At 70.0% G+C, this 19,189-nt stretch carries 16 protein-coding genes and 1 tRNA gene; 4 read left to right on the top strand and 13 right to left on the bottom strand.

Annotated elements, in window-relative coordinates; all coding sequences use genetic code 11:
- Window positions 1-43: 43 nt before the first annotated feature.
- The 9 genes from AKJ13_RS19710 to AKJ13_RS19750 form a co-directional block, all read right to left on the bottom strand.
- The gene (locus tag AKJ13_RS19710) at window positions 44-964 is read right to left on the bottom strand and encodes a hypothetical protein (RefSeq protein WP_050734894.1); all 921 of its coding nucleotides are present in this window, start codon (window positions 962-964) and stop codon (window positions 44-46) included.
- A gap of 38 nt (window positions 965-1,002) precedes the next feature.
- The gene (locus tag AKJ13_RS19715; protein WP_050734895.1) at window positions 1,003-1,350 is read right to left on the bottom strand and encodes a CsbD family protein; all 348 of its coding nucleotides are present in this window, start codon (window positions 1,348-1,350) and stop codon (window positions 1,003-1,005) included.
- Window positions 1,351-1,658: 308 nt separating this feature from the next.
- A complete protein-coding gene (locus AKJ13_RS19720; protein WP_050734896.1) occupies window positions 1,659-3,119 on the bottom strand; it encodes a helix-turn-helix transcriptional regulator in 1,461 nt (486 codons plus the stop codon).
- Between the two features lie 309 nt (window positions 3,120-3,428).
- On the bottom strand, window positions 3,429-4,316 hold the full coding sequence (locus AKJ13_RS19725) for a sugar phosphate isomerase/epimerase family protein (RefSeq protein WP_082317033.1): 888 nt from the start codon (window positions 4,314-4,316) through the stop codon (window positions 3,429-3,431).
- A 195-nt stretch (window positions 4,317-4,511) separates the two neighbouring features.
- A complete protein-coding gene (gene rpsI, locus AKJ13_RS19730) occupies window positions 4,512-4,997 on the bottom strand; it encodes a 30S ribosomal protein S9 (RefSeq protein WP_007565853.1) in 486 nt (161 codons plus the stop codon).
- 2 nt (window positions 4,998-4,999) lie between these two features.
- Window positions 5,000-5,461 carry a 50S ribosomal protein L13 gene (gene rplM, locus AKJ13_RS19735; RefSeq protein WP_007565855.1) on the bottom strand — a complete coding sequence of 154 codons (462 nt, stop codon included), beginning with the start codon at window positions 5,459-5,461 and terminating at the stop codon, window positions 5,000-5,002.
- 216 nt (window positions 5,462-5,677) lie between these two features.
- Window positions 5,678-6,280 carry a CoA-binding protein gene (locus AKJ13_RS19740; RefSeq protein WP_050734897.1) on the bottom strand — a complete coding sequence of 201 codons (603 nt, stop codon included), beginning with the start codon at window positions 6,278-6,280 and terminating at the stop codon, window positions 5,678-5,680.
- Window positions 6,281-6,507: 227 nt separating this feature from the next.
- Window positions 6,508-7,824 (bottom strand): nucleotide sugar dehydrogenase, encoded by a 1,317-nt coding sequence (locus tag AKJ13_RS19745; RefSeq protein ID WP_050734898.1) that lies wholly within the window; start codon window positions 7,822-7,824, stop codon window positions 6,508-6,510.
- A gap of 252 nt (window positions 7,825-8,076) precedes the next feature.
- Window positions 8,077-9,495: a M20 family metallopeptidase gene (locus AKJ13_RS19750; protein WP_050734899.1), complete on the bottom strand. Its 1,419-nt coding sequence runs from the start codon at window positions 9,493-9,495 to the stop codon at window positions 8,077-8,079.
- 219 nt (window positions 9,496-9,714) lie between these two features.
- Between AKJ13_RS19750 and AKJ13_RS19755 the strand changes: the two genes are divergently transcribed.
- The 4 genes from AKJ13_RS19755 to AKJ13_RS19770 all read left to right on the top strand — a co-directional run bounded on the left by AKJ13_RS19755 (window position 9,715) and on the right by AKJ13_RS19770 (window position 15,446).
- Window positions 9,715-11,505, top strand: coding sequence for a peptide ABC transporter substrate-binding protein (locus AKJ13_RS19755; RefSeq protein ID WP_050734900.1), 1,791 nt, complete (start codon window positions 9,715-9,717; stop codon window positions 11,503-11,505).
- 16 nt (window positions 11,506-11,521) lie between these two features.
- Window positions 11,522-12,481 (top strand): ABC transporter permease, encoded by a 960-nt coding sequence (locus AKJ13_RS19760; protein ID WP_050734901.1) that lies wholly within the window; start codon window positions 11,522-11,524, stop codon window positions 12,479-12,481.
- Window positions 12,447-13,379, top strand: coding sequence for an ABC transporter permease (locus AKJ13_RS19765; protein WP_050734902.1), 933 nt, complete (start codon window positions 12,447-12,449; stop codon window positions 13,377-13,379). The genes AKJ13_RS19760 and AKJ13_RS19765 overlap by 35 nt, the downstream gene beginning before the upstream one ends.
- A 216-nt stretch (window positions 13,380-13,595) precedes the next feature.
- Entirely contained in the window at window positions 13,596-15,446 is a 1,851-nt protein-coding gene (locus tag AKJ13_RS19770; protein WP_050734950.1) for an ABC transporter ATP-binding protein, read from the top strand.
- Between the two features lie 15 nt (window positions 15,447-15,461).
- Here AKJ13_RS19770 and AKJ13_RS19775 read toward each other — a convergent pair whose 3' ends face one another.
- The 4 genes from AKJ13_RS19775 to glgX all read right to left on the bottom strand — a co-directional run bounded on the left by AKJ13_RS19775 (window position 15,462) and on the right by glgX (window position 19,153).
- On the bottom strand, window positions 15,462-16,181 hold the full coding sequence (locus AKJ13_RS19775; protein ID WP_050734903.1) for a hypothetical protein: 720 nt from the start codon (window positions 16,179-16,181) through the stop codon (window positions 15,462-15,464).
- Between the two features lie 167 nt (window positions 16,182-16,348).
- Complete coding sequence (locus AKJ13_RS32305; protein WP_200905665.1) at window positions 16,349-16,513, bottom strand: hypothetical protein; 165 nt, start codon at window positions 16,511-16,513, stop codon at window positions 16,349-16,351.
- Window positions 16,514-16,659: 146 nt separating this feature from the next.
- Window positions 16,660-16,749, bottom strand: a tRNA-Ser gene (locus tag AKJ13_RS19780).
- A gap of 136 nt (window positions 16,750-16,885) precedes the next feature.
- Window positions 16,886-19,153: a glycogen debranching protein GlgX gene (gene glgX, locus AKJ13_RS19785; RefSeq protein ID WP_050734904.1), complete on the bottom strand. Its 2,268-nt coding sequence runs from the start codon at window positions 19,151-19,153 to the stop codon at window positions 16,886-16,888.
- Window positions 19,154-19,189: the final 36 nt, after the last annotated feature.

A 19,189-nucleotide genomic window follows, 5' to 3' on the forward strand; every position in this document is an offset into this window, starting at 1 on the left:
TGGATCCTGAGGACCCCCGCGCCGGGCGCGGGGGGCGCGGGGATCAGGCGCGGCGGGTGCCGTAGGACTCGGTCAGGGTCTCGACCTTCGGGGCGCCGAGGCGGCCGCCCAGGAAGGCGGCGATCGCGCCCAGGATCAGCGCGAGGGCGGCGTAGAAGGCGCCCTGCGTGGCGGCCGACTTCGCCGCGACGGCCGCGGCCTCGGCCTTCTGCTTGGCGGTGGCGACCGCTTGGTCGTACTGCTTCTCGTAGTCCTGGATCTGCTGCTTGGCCTGGTCGACCGGGATGCCCTGCGCCTTGGCGAGCGCGTCCGCGGCCCGGGCCTCGGTTTGCTGCTTCTGGGCCGGATCGCCGGTCAGAACCGCGCGCACCGCCGCCACGGCCGCATCGCGCGCCGCCTGCGGGTCCTGGCCCTGCGCCTGCTGGCGCACGGTCTGCTCGATCCCGTCGATCGGGTTCGAGATCTTCGACAGGGACGGCGCCGCCGCCTGGGCCGCCGTCTGCACGGTGCCGCCGACGAGGTTGCCGGCGCCGCCGAGCGTGGTGGCCACGCCGTTGAAGGCGCCGCCGACGATCCCGCCGACCGCCGAGGTCAGGAGGTAGAGGACGACCAGGGTGGTCACCGACCAGGAGACCAGCCCGTGCAGGCCGGCGGCGCCGCCCACGGGCTTGCCCGAGAGCCGCCCCGCCAGGAATCCGCCGATCAGCGAGGCGACGATGCCGGAGGCCACGAACCAGATCCCGGCGCTCATCGACAGGGTCGAGGCGGCCGGATTGTCGGCGGTGTCCATGCCGACGCTGGACAGCCCGATGCCGACGCCGAGCAGGTTGAGGATCACCTGCGCCACCAGCGCCGTGGTGGCGCCCGCGAAGATCGCACCCAACGACACTTGGTGGTGGAGGACGGTGCGCGTGTCGCTCGTATGGGCGAGCGGCGCGGTCGAGAGGCTGGGGGAAGCGGTCACTGTGGGACTCCTGGTCGTCGTGAGAGAGTGGCCGGCGCTCAGCGGCGACGGGCGTGCATCAGCAGGGCGAGGCCGTAGCCGACGGCGCCGGCGATCAGCAGCGCGACGATCGGGCTCTCCTCGACCTGCTGGGCCACGACGCGGGTGCCCCGGCGGGCGTAGTCGCCGGCATGTTCGTAGGCGTCCTCGGCGTAGTGGCCGGCCTCGTCGGCGACGTGCCGGACGGTGTCCTTGGCCTGGCCGTAGAGGTTCTCGGCCGAGCCCTGCGCCTCGCGGAAACGGCCTTCGACCGAGTCGCTCTTCGAGCCGGTGATGTCGCCCACGGCGCCCTGCGCCTTGCCGACGAACTCCTTGGCGGCTCCCGTCACGCGATCCGTATCAACCATGGTGTCTCTCCTGTCTGAGTGTTCTGGACTGGTGCGGTGGGTGTGCGCCGCTCGGCCCGGTCGACGCGTGGTGCGAGATCCCGGGTTTCGCGTCGGACTTCTGCGAAGAGTACGGAGCCCGGTCCTTCGCGGCGTCGCCGGTCGATGGGCCGATGGCTCTGGTGGGTGAACCCGGCACCGGACCGGGGGTTGCCCCGGGACGGTCTCGACTTCGAAATTCACGTTTCTCGCGGTCTCGTCTTGGCTAAGCCGCAGATGGGGTCTAGTTTTTTCAGATCAATGGTACATTCGTACCGGTATTTTCCGACTTATGTACTAGCTTCCCGCGTGGTGAAGCCGTTGTCCCGGCCCCAGACGATCACCTCGGTGCGCTTGTGGACCCCGAGCTTGCGGTAGAGGGCGGCGGCGTGGTTGCGCACGGTGTTGCGCGACAGGTTCAGCCGCTTGGCGATGGCCTCGTCGGACAGGCCGGCGCAGACCAGGCCGAGGATCTGGCGCTCCCGGACCGTGAGGCTCTGCACACCCTCGTCGGCGCTGTCGCGCCCGGGATGCCGGAGCCCGGCAAGCTTCTCGATCAGGCCGCGGCTGAACCACGAGGTGTCGGCCATCACGGTCTCGATCGCGGTGAACAGCTCGCGCTCCGAGCGCTTGCGCTCGGTGATGTCCTGGAGCACCGCCAGGACGTAATCGTCCTCGCCGATCACCACCCGCTCGGCCGAGACGAGGCAGTCGATCTCGGTCCCGTCCTCGTGTCGCATGCAGGTCTCGAGGCCGAGCACGTAGCCGGCGCGCCGGACCGTGGCCTCGAACTTCGCCCGGGCGGCATCCGAGATCCACAGGCCCATCTCCTCGGCGGAGCGCCCGACGGCCTTGTCCTGGCCGTAGCCGAAGATCCGCGGGAAGGCCTCGTTGACGGCTGTGACGGTGAAGCCGTCGGCCCGGGCCAGCAGCGTCGGCACCGGCGTCATCCGGAACGCGGTGGCGAAGCGCGACTCGCTCTGGCGCAGGGAGGTCTCCGCCTTCTTGCGCAGCTCCAGATCCGCGAAGGTGAAGAGCATGCACGGCTCCTCGCCCATCTCGATCGGCTGGCCGGCCACGATGACGAAGCGGGAGCCGCCATCCGGCAGACGCAGGCAGGCCTCCATCTGCGGGACGGTCTGGCCGGCATTGAGCCGCGTCACGGCGAGCTCGCGCTGCTTGGCCTCGGCCAGCACGTCGACCTCGTAGACGCTGCGCCCGATCACCCCGTCGCGGGTGTAGCCGGTCATCTCCAGGAAGCCGGCATTGACCTTGACGTGGCGCAGGTCGGACAGCCGGGTGATCACGGCCGGCGCCGGGTTGGCGTTGAAGGTCTTCTCGAACCGCTCCTCGGCCTCGAATTGCGGCGTGACGTTCTGCAGGATCAGCGCGAGGCAGCTCGGCTGCCCGGCCCGGTCGGTGGCGACCAGGCTGCGCAGGGAATGGACGAAGGCGACGTCCGGCCGGTCGGTGCGCACCACCTCGACGATGACGTCGTGGAAGGTCTCGCCCCGGACCACCCGCTCAATCGGGTAATGCTCGGGCGGCCGGTTGTTGCGGTAGCGGACGGAGAACCGGTCCCGGTAGGCGTCGACGGTCTCGCCGAGCTCCTCCAGGCTCTCGGCCCCGTGCATGGCCAGGGCGGCGTCGTTGGCCCAGGTGATCGTCTGGTCCGGCTCGACCAGGATCACGCCCTCGGTCAGGCCGGCGATGATCTGCCTCAGCTCGTGTCTGTCGACGCCCGCGGTCACGGTGGTTCGTCTGCTCCGCCTGATGCGACCCGGACTGGATCGGCGGCGGGTAACAGGCGACGGGACCGGATGTTCCCTTGTGCGCAATCGGTCTGCTGGTATATTTTACTTAGGTCAGTAATCGGGTGTCGTGGTGCGGGGGCTTTTGGTCCCGGCTCCGATCATCCGGCCCCGCGCCGTCATCGCGCGCATCGCGAAACGACCCGGCCTGGTGGGCCCTCTCCGGATGCGGCGGATCCCTGTGTCGCTCCGGGCGTGCGAAGACGGTCGGGCTGCGACGGCCCTTCAGGCGGCCGGAAACCGATGGTGCTACGGCGCTGCGCCGGCCAGCAAGCTCTGCAGCGCCCCGAAAGCCCGCTTGGCGACGGCCTTGGGCGGCTCATGCGCGAGCTGGTCGTTGAAGACCTCCAGCCCGACCGGCCCGCGATAGCCGATCGCGGCGAGCTTCCCGACGAGGCTGGCCAGCGGCAGGCGCCCCTCGCCCGGGAGGAGGCGCGCGTGGCGGGTGACCGCGCGGTAATCCGACGGCTGAACCGGGCCGGCGACATCGCAGACCTGCACCAGGAAGATCCGCTCGGGCGGCACGTCGCCGAGGATGGCCGGCGTCTCGCCGCGGACGAAGAGGTGGTAGCTGTCGACCACCAGGCCGGCATGGTGCGGGTCGAGCTCGCGGATCGTCGCCCAGGCCTGGACCAGCGACGGGTTGACCGTGCTCCAGGCCATGCCCTCGTAGGCGATCCGGAGGCCCCGGCGGCGGGCCTCGTCCACCAGCCAGACCAGATCCTCGGTGATGCGGGCCGGATCGCAGTCCGGGTCCGTGGAGGCCGGCACGAGCAGCGTCCCGGCGCCTAGAGCCGCCGCGGTGTCGAGCAGGGTCAGCGCCTCGTCCCGCTTGGCGGCGCGGGCGTCGCCGGGAGCCCCGTCGAAATCGAGCAGCACCTGGTAGTCGGTGAGGCCGAGGCCGAGGGCGGCGACGCGGGCGCGCAGGCCCGCCGCCCCGTCCTCGGCGCGCTCCACGTCGGTGGACCAGAGCTCGACCTGATCGAAGCCCGCGGCCCGGGCGGCGCGCAGCTTCTCCTCGGGCGATCCGCCCAGCAGCACGGTGTTGACGAAGCGGGGTCCCAGCAGCGGCGCCGCCGCGGAGGCGCGCCCGACGGCAAGGCCGAGACCGATGGCGAGGGCACGGCGTCTGTTCATCCGGATCAAGGCTCCAGGCGTGGCCGACGGCGTCGATGACGGACCGCCGATCTGCCACGTCGATCTGGCCTGGAGCTGAGCCAACCCCGACCGCTGGCCGCCGAACCCCGCCCCGCGGCCCGTGACCGGCCGCGAACGAAAAAGGGCGGCTCCCGCAGGAACCGCCCGTCTCCGAACCGTCGATGAAGCCGCGGATCAGCGCTTCGAGAACTGGAAGCTGCGGCGCGCCTTCTTGCGGCCGTACTTCTTGCGCTCGACGACGCGGGCGTCGCGGGTGAGGAAGCCCTCACGCTTGAGCGGGGCGCGCAGCTCCGGCTCGTAGTAGGTCAGCGCCTTCGAGAGGCCGTGGCGCACGGCGCCGGCCTGACCCGAGAGACCGCCGCCGGCGACCGTGACGTTGATGTCGTACTGGTCGACGCGGTTGGCGATCTCCAGCGGCTGGCGCAGGATCATGCGCAGCACCGGACGGGCGAAGTAGACCTCGACCGGGCGCTTGTTGATCGTGACCGTGCCCTTGCCGGGCTTGATCCAGACGCGGGCGACCGCGTCCTTGCGCTTGCCGGTGGCGTAGGCGCGGCCCTGGGCGTCCAGCTTCTGGACGTGGACGGGGGCCTCGTTGGCGGGGTCGACCGCGCCGGTATTCGCCCGGTTGAGGTCGGCGAGGGACTGCAGGGTCGCCATGATCAAGCGCTCACGTTCTTGCGGTTGAGGGCGCCGACGTCGAGCGCCTGCGGCTGCTGGGCGACGTGCGGGTGCTCGGCGCCCTTGTAGACGCGGAGGTTGCCGAGGATCTGCCGGAAGAGCGGGCCGCGGGGCAGCATGCGCTCGACGGCCTTCTCGACGACGCGCTCGGGGAAGCGCCCTTCGAGGATGAACTTGGCCGTACGCTCCTTGATACCGCCCGGGTAGCCGGTGTGGTAGTAGTAGCGCTTCTGGACGTACTTGCGGCCGGTGAACTTCACCTTGTCCGCGTTGACGACAATGACGTGGTCACCGCAATCGACGTGGGGCGTGTAGGCGGCCTTGTGCTTGCCGCGCAGGCGCATGGCGACGATCGAGGCGAGACGGCCGACGACGAGGCCCTCCGCGTCGATCACGATCCACTTCTTGTCGACCTCGGCGGGTTTCAGCGAGGTGGTCTTCATGGCGAGATCCCAGGGTTCCGACGCGACGGGCACCGACGGATCGGGGCGCCGACAGCATCGGGGTGCCGAAAAACGAGCCGCCGCGTGGGGGGCACGCGGCGGCGACGGCCGGTGGATAGCCGGGTGCGCCCGGAACGTCAACCGGAAAAATCGAAATCTTGAAAACGCATTCTATCCGAGAGGTTTAGCGGTTGCGGTATCATGATACCGCGTCGGTCAGTCCGGGCGCTTGCCCCGCTCGGCGATGGTGAGCCGCTGGACGCCCCGGCCGGCCAGCACCGGCTTCTTCGCGCTGAGGATGCGCGAATTCACCCCCGTCCAGCCGATCTCCCCCGAGAGCCGGCCGTACTCGATCTTCGGGCAGCGGTTCATGATCACCGTAAGCCCCCGCGCCTCGGCCCGGGCGGCCGCCGCGTCCTCGCGCACGCCGAGCTGCATCCAGATCACCTTGGGCAGCGGATCGAGGGCGAGCGCCTCGTCCACGAGCGGGCCCGCGGCGGCGGAATTGCGGAAGATCTCGACCATGTCGATCGGCTCCGGGATGTCGGCGAGGGAGGCCACCACCCGCCGCCCGAGCAGGTCCTGCCCGGCGAGCCCCGGATTGACCGGGGTGACCGCGTAGCCCCGGTCGATCAGGTATTTCAGCACGATCCAGCTCGGGCGGGCCGGGTTCGCGGAGGCGCCGACCAGCGCGATCGTGCGCGTGTCGTTCAGGATCTTGCGGATCTGCGCCTCGGGATAGCGCGCGTGCCGGGCAGCGAAGTCCGGCCCCGGCGCGTCCGATGGTGGCGTCCCTTGGCCGTCATTGGTCTGGTGCATGCCCGCCACTCCCGCCGTACCATACGATGTCCTGCTGACGGGCTCGGCCTATCGACCCGCGCCGTCATCGTGAGCGCAGCGAAGCGACCCTGCGACCACGCGACGGTCTGGGATCGCGCGCTGCCCTGGGTTGCTTCGCTGCGCTCACGATGACGGTGAGAGCGCAGCGAGTCCGTCAACGGTAAGCTGCATCATCGCTGAGCCGGTGGCCTTGCGGAAGGGCTCTGTCAGAGCCGCCAGACCGTGTGCCCCAGCGCCCGGAACGCGTCCGGATCGTAGAGCGACTTCACGTCCACGATCAGGCCCCCGGGCCTGAGCCGGGCGGCGATCTCCGCCGGGGTCAGCGCGGCATAGTCTTGGTGCGGCACCGCCACGACCACGGCGTCGACCCGATCGGGCAGGTCGGCCCAGTCGACCAGATCGATGCCGTACTCGGCCCGGGCCTCGTCCTTGCGGGCGCGGGGATCGTGGACCGAGACGGCGCAGCCGAACTCGGCCAGCTCCCGGACCAGGTCGGCGACCTTGGAATTGCGCAGGTCGGCGCAATTCTCCTTGAAGGTCAGGCCGAGCACGATGACCTTCGCACCCCAGGCGCTGCCGCCCTCGTGTGCCCTCTGCCGGACGATCAGCTTGATGGTCTTGCGGGCGACATGGGCGGCCATGCTGTCGTTGATCCGCCGCCCGGCCAGGATCACCTGCGGGTGGTGGCCGACCATCGCGGCCTTGTGGGTCAGGTAATAGGGGTCGACCCCGATGCAGTGGCCGCCGACCAGCCCCGGGCGGAACGGCAGGAAATTCCACTTGGTGCCGGCGGCCCGCAGCACCTCCAGGGTGTCGAGGTCGAGCTTGTCGAAGATCTGCGACAGCTCGTTCATCAGCGCGATGTTCAGGTCGCGCTGGGTGTTCTCGATGACCTTGGCGGCCTCCGCGACCCGGATCGACGAGGTCGCGTGGATCCCGGCCTCGATGATCGTCCCGTAGAGCGCGGTGAGCCGTTCCAGGGTCTGCGGGGTGTCGCCGGCCACGATCTTCACGACCTTGGCGAGGCTGTGCTCCCGGTCGCCGGGATTGATCCGCTCGGGCGAGTAGCCGACCCAGAACTCTGCCTTCCAGCGCAGGCCGGAATGCTGCTCCAGCACGGGGATGCAGACCTCCTCGGTGGCGCCGGGATAGACCGTGGATTCGAACACCACGATCGCCCCACGCCGCATGTGCCGCCCGACAAGCGCCGAGGCCTCGGTGAGCAGGCTGAAATCCGGGCTCTGGGCGTCGTCCACCGGGGTCGGCACCGTGACGATGATCACGTCGGCCTCCGACAGGGCGGTCGGGTCGTCGGTGATCGCCAGATGGGTCGCGGCCCGGAACGCGGCCGGCTCGATCTCCCCGGCCGGGTCGATCCCGTCTCGGTAGGCCGCGACCTTGGCGGGGGCGTGCTCGTAGCCGATCGTGCGCAGGCCCTGCCCGAAGGCCAGGGCGAGGGGGAGCCCGACATAACCGAGGCCGACGATGGCCAGGCAGGTCGTTTCGGAAGGGGTGACGTCCATCGGTGATGCCGTGCGGGGCGCGTGCCGCCCGGACGGGGTCATACCCGCTCGCGGCGGGTTTCGGTATGCGGGGGCATATCGTCCGCCGCCACCCGCCCCCGGACATGACGATGTTGACACATCGGCGTGTGCAAGGCGCGACAAGCCCCCTCTCCCGCACGGGAGAGGGGACCCGCGCTGCATCCGGAATCCTATGGATCCGGTCGCCCGCGCTGGGAGAGGGAAACGCCCACGCGTGCCCGGCGACCGCCCTCACCCCACCGACATCCGCAGCGGCGGCTCCACCTCCGGGGGGAGCGGCGAGACGTAGCCGGCGGCGCCGACCCGGCGGGCGAGGTCGGCCTTGGCGGCCTCGCGCAGGGCCGGATCGGTGAGCGCCAGGGCACCGGTGGCGGCCATCGCCTTGGCGACCTGGACCATCGCCTTGTGGGCGGCCGGGCTGCGCCCCTGGGCGACCACCTGCCAGGTGTGGAACGGCGTGCCCACCGCCACCGTCGGTGCGTGGGCCTGGACGGTCGGCACCACCCAGCTCACGTCGCCGACATCGGTGGAGCCCACCGCCGGGTTGCGCGGGGCGTCGAGCGGCACCAGGAAATCGGCGAGCGGCGCCTCGGTGCGCGGCAGCCCGATGGCGCGAAACACGGCATCGATGTCGCCGTCGCTGAGCGTGGACCGGATCTCAGTGGCGAAGGCCCGGTCGGCCGCGTCGAAATGCGGGGGGCCGAGCTCCTCCATGACCCCGTGGAGCGCCCGCTCCAGCGGATCGTTGCCCAGGAGGTTCGACACGGCGCTGACGATCTGCACCTCGACGCTGGTCTCGGTCATGAGCGCGGCGCCCTCGGCCACCTTCTTCACCCGCTCGACCAGGGCGAGCATCCCCGGCAGGTCCCGCGCCCGGATCGAGTAGCGCACCTTCGCGCTCGCCTGGACGACGTTGGGGGCGATGCCGCCGGCGTCGAGATAGGCGTAGTGCACCCGGGCGTCGGAGGGCATGTGCTCGCGCATGTAGTTCACGCCGACGCTCATCAGCTCCACCGCGTCCAGCGCCGAGCGGCCGAGATGCGGCCCGGCCGCCGCATGGGCGGTCCGGCCGGTGAAGATGAAGTCCGCCCGGGTGTTGGCGAGCGCCACCGGGGGCGCCACCTCCCAGAAGCTGCTCGGGTGCCAGGAGATCGCGATGTCGGCATCCGCGAAGGCGCCCGCCCGGACTAGGAACGCCTTGGCGGCCCCGCCCTCCTCAGCCGGGCAGCCGTAATAGCGCACGCGGCCGGGCGTGCCGGTCTCGGCGAGCCAGTCCTTCACGGCGGTGGCGGCCAGCAAAGCCGCCGCCCCGAGCAGGTTGTGGCCGCAGCCATGGCCGTGGCCGCCGGCCTCCACCGGCCGGTGCTCGGCGACGCCCGCCTCCTGCGACAGGCCCGGCAGCGCGTCGTACTCGCCCAGGAAGGCGATGACCGGACCACCCTCCCCGGCCTCGCCCATCACCGCGGTGGGGATGCCGGCGACCTGCTCGGTGACGCGGAAGCCCTGGTGGCGCAGCTCCGCCGCGTGCTGGGCGCAGGAGCGCGTTTCCGTGTAGCAGACCTCCGGCATGCCCCAGACGCGCTCCGAGAGGGCGATCAGCCGCTCCTTCTGTGCGTCCACGTGACGCCACACGGTGTTGCGGTTGTCCATCAGGTCGTCTCCGGGAGAGCCGCGAGGGGGGCGCACCACCATAAGGGGTGCGGCGCCCTGCGTGTCATGCGCCGTCATGCAGGCCCGGGGCCAAGCTGCCGAGCCCCGGCGACGACGTTTCGCCCCAAGCGTAACTGGCGCGCCCCTTGCCAAGAGCCTTGCGAAAGCCGCACCCACAAGGATGCTGTGCGGGTCGCGGCGACAATCAGGGATCTATGCATGGACGAGCGGGATCTGCGCGGGCTCATCGGGCGGGTGAAGTCCGGGGACCTGTCACGGCGCGGCTTCGTGCAGCGGATGCTGGCGGTCGGGCTCTCCGCGCCGCTGGCCGGGCTGATGCTGGCCGAGAACGGGGTGGCGATGGCCGCCGATCTCCGGGCCGCCTACAAGCCGACCAAGGCCGGTGGCGGCGGCGCGCTGCGCCTGCTCTGGTGGCAGGCGCCGACCCTGATCAATCCGCATTTCGCCATCGGCACCAAGGACCAGGAGGCCTCGCGGATCTTCTACGAGCCGCTGGCGGCCTGGGACGCGGACGGCAACCTCGTGCCGGTGCTCGCCGCCGAGATCCCGTCCAAGGAGAATGGCGGGCTGGCCGCCGACGGCCGCTCGGTGGTCTGGAAGATCAAGCCCGGTGTGGTGTGGCACGATGGCAAGCCGCTCACGGCCGACGACCTCGTCTTCACCTGGGCGTATGCCCGCGACCCGGCCACCGCGGCTGTGACGATCGGCTCCTACAAGGATTGCAAGGTCGAGAAGATCGACGACCTCAGCGTACGGATCCTGTTCGACAAGCCGACGCCGTACTGGAGTGATGCCTTCGTGGGCACCGTGGGCATGATCCTGCCCAAGCACCTGTTCGCCGCCTATACGGGCGCCAAGTCCCGGGAGGCGCCCCAGAACCTCGCGCCCGTGGGCACCGGCCCGTACCGGTTCCTCGAATTCCGGCCCGGCGACATCGTCCGCGGCGAGCGCAACCCAACCTACCACCTGCCGAACCGGCCGTATTTCGACAGCATCGAGATGAAGGGCGGCGGCGACGCCGTCTCGGCGGCCCGGGCCGTGCTCCAGACCGGCGAGTACGACTACGCCTGGAACCTGCTCGTCGAGGACGAGGTGCTCAAGCGCCTGGAGACCGGCGGCAAGGGCCGGGTCGACGTCGTCTACGGCGGCAAGCTCGAATTCCTGCTGCTCAACACCACGGACCCGAACGTCGAGGTCGACGGCGAGCGCTCCTCGCTCAAGACCAAGCACCCGGCCTTCTCCGACCCGAAGGTTTGCCGGGCGATGAGCCTGCTGGTCGATCGCAAGTCGATCCAAGACTACATCTACGGCCGCACCGGCCGGGCCACGGCCAATTCGGTGAACGGCCCGGAGCGCTTCGTCTCGAAGAACACGAGCTTCGCGTTCGATCCGGCCAAGGCCAACGCGCTCCTCGACGAGGCCGGCTGGGCGAAGGGCTCCGACGGCATCCGGGCCAAGGACGGCAAGCGCCTGAAGCTGCTGTTCCAGACCTCGATCAACGCCCCGCGCCAGAAGACCCAGGCGATCATCAAGCAGGCCGCCGCCAAGGCCGGCATCGAGATCGAGCTGAAATCGATCACCGGCTCGGTGTTCTTCTCCTCCGATACCGCCAACCCGGACACGTTCCCGCATTTCTACGCGGACATGGAGATGTACGCGTTCAGCATGACCCAGGCCGATCCGTCGATCTGGCTGCTCCAGTACGTCTCCTGGGAGGCCGCCACCAAGGAGAACAAGTGGCAGGGCCGCAACATCGCCCGCTGGCGCAACGCCGAGTACGACGCGGCCTACAACGCCGCCCAGTCCGAGCTCGACCCGGTCAAGCGCGCCGCCCTGCTGATCAGGGCCAACGACCTCGCAGTCTCGGAGAACATCCTGCCGCTGATCCACCGGGCCGAGGTCTCGGGTGTGTCCGCCAAGCTGGTGGCGCCGCGCAGCGGCTGGGACAACGACCTGTCGTTCCTGCCCGAATGGAGCCGGGAGGCCTGAGCGGGAGTCGCGCACCATGGGCGCCTACATCCTGCGCAGGCTGCTGATCGCGATCCCGAGCCTGCTCGGGATCAGCCTGATCCTGTTCGTCGTCCTGGCGCTCGCGCCGGGCGATCCGTTCGGCGAGCTCGCCGCCAACCCGAACGTGCCCCCGGAGGTGCGCGCGGCCCTGCGGCTGAAGTTCGGCCTCGATGACCCGATCTTCACCCGCTACCTGCGCTGGCTCTGGGCGATGCTGCACGGGGATTGGGGGTTCTCCTTCGCCAGCCGGGTCAACGTCGACACGCTGATCCTGCAGCGGCTGCCCACGACCCTGTTCGTGGTCGGCTCCTCGCAGATCCTGGCGCTGCTGGTGGCGGTCCCGGTCGGCCTCTACGCCGCCCGCCGGCCCTACTCGCTGGCCGACCAGGTCGCCAACACCCTGGCCTTCGTCGGCTTCTCGCTGCCGACCTTCTTCACCGGCCTGCTGTTCATCCTGCTGTTCTCGATCAAGCTCGGCTGGCTGCCCTTCGTCTACCAGGCTGACCTGCCCGGCACCGGCCTGGCCTGGGCCTGGGAGAACATCCGCCAGGCGATCATGCCGGTGGCGGTGCTGGGCTTTTTCCAGGCCGCCTCCTACACCCGCTACGTGCGCGCCTCGGCGCTGGACGTCGCCCGCCTCGACTACGTCACCACCGCCCGGGCCAAGGGGCTCACCGAGGGCACGGTCACCCGCCGGCACATCGCCCGCAACGCCCTGATCCCGGTGGTGACGCTCGTCGCCCTCCAGATCCCGGCGGTGTTCGGCGGCGCCATCGTCACCGAGCAGATCTTCCGGATCCCCGGTATCGGCTCCCTGCTGATCGACGCGATGCTGGCCAACGACACCCCGGTGGTGATGGCCGTGACCTTCGTGTTCGCCGGCCTCGTCGTCCTGTTCAACCTCGTCGCGGACCTGCTCTATGGCTGGCTCGACCCTCGCATCGCCCTCCGTTGAGGCGCCTCCCCTCGCCCGCGCCCCGGCCTCGCCCGGGCGGGAGACCTGGCGGCGGTTCCGCCGGCACCGGCTGGCGCTGGCGAGCGTCGCCGTGCTGGCGGTGCTGGTCGGCGGCGTGCTGTTCGGCGGCCTGATCTGGCCGCTCGCCATCGACGACATCGACTTCTCGGCGCAGCTCCAGGGGCCGTCCTGGGCGCACCCGTTCGGCACCGACGATCTCGGCCAGGACCTGCTCGCCCGGATGATCTATGGCGGCCGGATCTCGCTGGCGGTGGGCTTCGCCGCCATGGCGGTAGCGAGCCTGATCGGGGTCGTCGTCGGGGCGCTCGCCGGCATGTCGCGCCGGATGCTCGACCCGGCGCTGATGTGGCTGACCGACCTGTTCCTGTCCCTGCCGCAGCTGCCCTTGCTGCTGCTGGTGATCTACCTGTTCCGCGACAGCCTGAAGGCCGTGTTCGGGGTCCAGGGCGGCGTCTTCCTCATGATCGTCGCGGTGATCGGGGGCTTACGCTGGATGCCGGTCGCCCGGCTGGTGCGGGCGCAGTTCCTGACCCTGCGCGAGAAGGAGTTCGTGGAGGCGGCGCGCTCGCAGGGCGCCACCACCGGGCACCTCGTGCGCCGCCACATCCTGCCGAACGCGCTCGGGCCGGTGATCGTGGCCGCCTCGATCGAGGTCTCGGCGGCGATCATCGCGGAATCGACCCTCTCGTTCCTGGGCCTCGGCTTCCCCCCGGACATCCCGACCTGGGGCCGGCTGCTGTTCGACGCCAAGGACCATCTCGACGTCGCCCCCCACTGGGCTTTGTTCCCCGGCGGCGCGATCTTCCTGACGGTTCTGTCGATCAACTTCATCGGCGACGGCCTGCGCGACGCCCTCGACCCGCGGCGGGTTCTCTGAAGTGGTGCGGCCCGCTTCGGGATCTCCCACCCGACCCCCTCATCCTGAGGTGCCCGGCGATCACAGATCGCTGGGCCTCGAAGGAGGCCTCCAGCCAGCCGCGCGATCCCTGGAGGGCTCCTTCGAGGCCTCCGCTGCGCTTCGGCACCTCAGGATGAGGTGGAGGGTCGGAGGTTCGTCGCTGCACGAAAACCGGACTGATCAGGAGTGACCCCCGTGACGGATCCGATCCTGTCGGTGCGCGACCTCACCGCCGCCTTCCGCTCCGACGGGCGCTGGCGCGAGGTCGTGCACGGCGTCTCGTTCGACATCGGCCCCCGGGAGACCGTGGCGCTGGTGGGCGAATCCGGCTCGGGCAAGAGCGTCAGCGCCATGTCGATCATGCGGCTCCTCGCCCGGGACGCGAGCCGCATCGGCGGCAGCGTGCGCTTCGAGGGCCGGGAACTGCTCGCCGCCTCCGAGGCCGAGATGCGCCGGGTCCGGGGCGATTCCATCGCCATGATCTTCCAGGAGCCGATGACCTCCCTGAACCCGGTCCTGACCGTCGGCTTCCAGATCGCCGAGGCGCTGATCCGGCACCGGGGCCTGTCTCGCTCTGCCGCCGAGGCCGAGGTGGTCCGGCTGCTCGACAAGGTCCGGATCCCGGGCGCCCGGTCGCGGATCCATCAATACCCGCACCTGTTCTCGGGGGGCATGCGCCAGCGGGTGATGATCGCCATGGCGCTGGCCTGCCGGCCCAAGCTGCTGATCGCCGACGAGCCGACCACGGCGCTCGACGTGACGATCCAGGCCCAGATCCTCGACCTGATCAAGAGCCTCCAGGACGAGGAGGGCATGTCGGTCCTGTTCATCACCCACGACATGGGCGTGGTCGCCGAGATCGCCGACCGCACGGTGGTGATGTATCGCGGCCGCGCCGTGGAGGCCGGCCCCACCGCCCGGATCTTCTCCGCGCCCGAGGATCCCTACACCCGGGCCCTGCTCGCCGCCGTGCCGCGGCTCGGCGCCATGGCGGGCCGGGCCCGGCCGATGCGCTTTCCCGTGATCGACCGCGCCACCGGCGTCGCCGAGCCCACCCCTGAGACCCCCGACACCGTCCGGGCCGCCGAGCGTCCGGTCCTGGAGGTGCGGGACCTGACCACCCGGTTCGAGATCCACTCCGGCCTGTTCGGCCGGGTGAGCGGCCGGGTCCACGCGGTGGAGCGGGTCTCGTTCAGCCTCGCGGCCGGCGAGACCCTGGCGCTGGTGGGCGAATCCGGCTGCGGCAAGTCCACCACCGGCCGCTCGATCCTGCGCCTGGTCGATCCCCTCTCCGGCTCGGTCCTGCTCGACGGCGAGGACATCGCCGGCCTTGACGCCAAAACCCTGCGCACGCGCCGCCAGCGGATGCAGATGATCTTCCAGGACCCGTTCGCCAGCCTCGACCCGCGCATGAGCGTCGGCGCCGCGGTGGCCGAGCCCCTGCTGATCAACCGCCTCGCCACCGCTCGCGAGGCGCGGGAGCGGGCCGAGGCGCTGCTGACCCGGGTCGGGCTGCCGGCCGAGGCCGCCGGACGGTTCCCGCACGAATTCTCCGGCGGCCAGCGCCAGCGGATCTGCATCGCCCGGGCGCTGGCCCTGCGTCCCCGCCTGATCGTCGCCGACGAGGCGGTCTCGGCGCTCGACGTCTCGGTGAAGGCGCAGGTGGTCAACCTGATGCTCGACCTGCAGGCCGAGATGGGGCTCGCCTACCTGTTCATCTCCCACGACATGGCCGTGGTCGAGCGGGTGAGCCACCGGGTGGCGGTGATGTATCTCGGCGAGATCGTGGAGATCGGCCCGCGGGCCGCCGTGTTCGGCGACCCGCAGCATCCCTACACGAAGAAGCTGCTCGCCGCCGTCCCGGTCCCCGACCCGGCCCGCCGCCGGGACCGGCACGCCCTGCCGGACGACGAGATCCGCAGCCCGATCCGCGCGCCGGACTACGTCCCCCCGGAGCGCCTCTACCGGGAAGTCTCCCCGGGCCACGTCGTGCAGGATTGGGGGACGGATTGGGAGGTCACCACGACGCGGATCGCGGCGGCGTGACCCCGGGCCGGGGCGTCAGCGCCGGCGCAGCGCCCGCTTGACCCGGCTGTCCGCGTGCGGGTCGGCGTAGTGCAGCAGCGCAGTGGCGCGGATCGCGTCGGCATCGCACGGCTCGTTGGTGTGCAGCGAGCGGTAGCCCCAGAAGAAATACAGGTTTCCGGGCTTGAGCGAGAGCCGGATCATGCGCCGGCTCCCCCGCCGATAGGCTGCGTTCAAGAGCGCCTGCGAGAGCCGGTTGTCGACCAGCAGCTTGTCGACGAGGTTGCCGAGATAGGTCCGGCGGAGGCCGCGGGTGCTGGGGAGGATGATCAGCCGTCCGGGACTGCCGCGCTCGGGCACCACGATCGGGATCAGCGCCGTCAGGACGTAAGAATCGTAGTGGAAGCGCATCGAATGCGCCCGGGCGCCGCGGCCTGAGAGGCAGCGCAGGATCTGGTAGAACCCGACCTCCGGCGCGGGCTTGCCCACCGCCCGCGCGTAGATGCCCCGGCACAGGGCCACGAAATCCGGATCCTCGGGCAGGTCGGCCAGGAACGTCCCGCCGAGACGCTCGGTCCCGGTGAACCCGACATACTCGCCGCCATTGGCCGCGATCGCATCGGCGGCGAAGGCTTGTGCGCCGCGCAACTCATCCGGCGCGACGTAATCCTCGATCACGGCGTAGCCGTTCGCGTCGATCTGCGCCGCCAGCGCACCGGCCAGGGTTCCGGACGGGTCTCGGCTGACGAAGTTCATGGAAGCGCCTCGATCGGACAGAACACTTCACAGGTTATTATGAGTGCAAGTTGTAGATTAACGGTGGTAAATACCACTTATGCGCGAAGGTCAAATGCAAAGAACAGGCAGGCTTGCGCTGTTCGAATGCATGCGGCGCTAGCCGACTGGGCGCCTATGCCGCGCGCCTAGCCCTTGGCCACGCACACGGTGATCGCGGAGGCGCCAGCGTACGGGCGGCCGGCCTTGGCGATCGCCTTGGCCGCCGTCTCGCAGGCGTCCTTGGTGTTGAACTCCACAGACCCGATCGCGGAGCCGGATCCGGCCAGCATGATGATCAGAATGTAGACCAATGCATCCTCCCACGTTCGAGGATGTCACCGACACCCCCGAGCGCCGCCCGCGCATCCCCTCCGGGCGGGTTGTCGGTCCCGTGACGAGCAGGACCGGGATGGGCTTCGCCAACCTGCTGATCGGGTTCGATTTTTGGCGGGTCATATGGCGGAGGGAGCGGGATTCGAACCCGCGATACGGTTTCCCGTATACACACTTTCCAGGCGTGCGCCTTCAACCACTCGGCCACCCCTCCGGCCGCGGACAGGGCGCCCGGGCGCGAGGCGCCGGGCGCGACCAGGGCCGCGCGGTGGGGTGCTGTTAGCCGGGTGCGCCGCTGGGCGCAAGGCGGCGGGGCGCGGGCGGGACGAAAACCGTCCCGCCCAGGCGTTTTACGCCTCGGGGTCGAGGTGGAAGTGCACGCTCTCCACGTTGGCGCGCTCGTAGGCCTGCATCACGTGCTGGTAAGAGCGCTCCATCTCGGTAGCGTCGTCGCCCGGGGTGTCCTCGGGCTTGAGCACGAACATCAGCAATGAGCGCCCGGTCACGTCGTAGCCGGTGCCGAACTTGAAGCTCTCCACGTCCTGGCTGTCGGGCAGATTGGTGTCGAGCAGCCGGGTCCAGGCGATGCCGTTGGGCGATTCGGGCAGGGTGAACGTCACCAGGTCGTGGTGGGCGTTGAACATGATCAGCAGCGTCGCGTCGCCGCCGCGGCGATGCAGGCCGGTGGCCTGGGCGCGGCCGTCAAGCTGGACTGCGAAGGCCTTCGCCCCCCCTTCGGACCAGTTCTCGCTGGCCATTTCGCCGCCGTCCGGGCGCAGCCAAGTGACGTCCTTGACCCCGAATTCCTCGTCGTACTGGCCGGTGAGGAAGCGTCCGCGGCTGAGGATCGGCAGGGCGTTGCGCAGGATGATCAGGCGCTGGGTGAACTCGGCCAGGTCCCGCTGCGCGTCGCCGATTGCCCCCCAGTCGAGCCAGGAGACCTCGTTGTCCTGGCAATAGGCGTTGTTGTTGCCGCCCTGGGTGCGGGCGAACTCGTCGCCGGCCAGCAGCATTGGCGTGCCGCGGGACAAGAACAGGGTCGCCAGCATGTTGCGCATCTGGCGCAGGCGCACCGCTTGGATCTCGGGATCGTCGGTCGGGCCCTCGACCCCGTAATTGTACGAGAGGTTGTGCGAGTGGCCGTCGCGGTTGCCCTCGCCGTTCGCCTCGTTGTGCTTCTCGTTGTAGGCAACCGTGTCGTGCAGGGTGAAGCCGTCATGGGCGGTGAGGAAGTTCACCGAGGCCCAGGGCTTGCGGCCGCGCTTGTTGAACTTGTCGGCCGAGCCCGAGACCCGCGCGGCGAGGTCCGGGAGCAGGCCGGGATCGCCCCGCCAATAGGCGCGCACGTCGTCGCGGAACCGGTCGTTCCACTCGGCCCAGCCGGGCGGGAAGCCGCCGACCTGATAGCCGCCGGGGCCGCAATCCCACGGCTCGGCGATCAGCTTGACGCCGTTGAGCACCGGGTCCTGCCGGCAGGTGTCGAGGAAGCCGCCGCCCTCGTCGAACCCGTAGGGCTCGCGGCCGAGGATCGTGGCGAGGTCGAACCGGAAGCCGTCGACCTTCATCTCGGTGGCCCAGTAGCGCAAGCTATCGGTCACCAGCTGCAGCACCCGCGGATGCGACAGGTTGAAGGTGTTCCCGGTGCCGGTGTCGTTGATGTAGTAGCGCGGCTCGCCCGGCATCAGCCGGTAGTAGGAGGCGTTGTCGACGCCCTTGAACGACAGGGTCGGGCCCTTTTCGTTGCCCTCGGCGGTGTGGTTGTAGACCACGTCGAGGATCACCTCGAGGCCGGCGCCGTGGAAGCGGGAGACCATCTCCTTGAACTCGGAGAAGGCGAAGTCCGGCACCGCCGCGTAGCGCCGGGCGGGGGTGAAGAACGAGATCGTGTTGTAGCCCCAGTAATTCACCAGGTTCTTCTGCTGCAGGTAATCGTCCTGCACGAAGGAATGCACCGGCAGCAGCTCCACCGAGGTGACGCCGAGGCTCTTGATGTAGTCGAGCACGTCCGGGGTGCCCAGCCCGGCATAGGTGCCGCGCAGCTTCTCCGGCACCCGCGGGTCGAGCTTGGTCATGCCCTTCACGTGGGCCTCGTAGAAGATCGTCTTCTCCCACGGCACGTTGGGCTTGCGGTGCCGGCCCCAGGTGAAGGCCGGGTCGATCACCCGCGAGCGGCGGTTGAACGGCGCGCTGTCGCGGTCGTCGAAGGTCAGGTCGTCGCCCGATTCCATCTTGTAGCCGAACAGGGCCGGGTTCCAGGTGATCGAGCCCACCAGTCCCTTGGCGTAGGGGTCGATCAGCAGCTTGTTGGGGTTGAACCGGTGGCCGGCCGTCGGCTCGTAGGGGCCGTGGACCCGGTAGCCGTAGATCGTGCCCGGGCGGGCATCCGGCAGGTAGCCGTGCCAGATCTCGTCGGTGTATTCGGGCAGCTCGATCCGCTCGATCTCCTGCTCACCCTGGTCGTCGAACAGGCAGAGTTCGACCTTGGTGGCGTGGGCCGAGAACAAGGCGAAGTTGACGCCCAGCCCGTCCCAGGTGGCGCCGAGCGGATAGGGTTGGCCTTCCTGGATGCGCGTGCGGGTCGCGCGGGACGAGCTTGTCGAACGGGTCGGGTCGGCCATGGGAGCTCCGGTGCTGGCAGCCCGGAACGCCGGCCG

This window comes from Methylobacterium sp. ARG-1, assembly GCF_001262595.1.
GTDB classification, from domain to species: Bacteria; Pseudomonadota; Alphaproteobacteria; order Rhizobiales; family Beijerinckiaceae; genus Methylobacterium; species Methylobacterium brachiatum.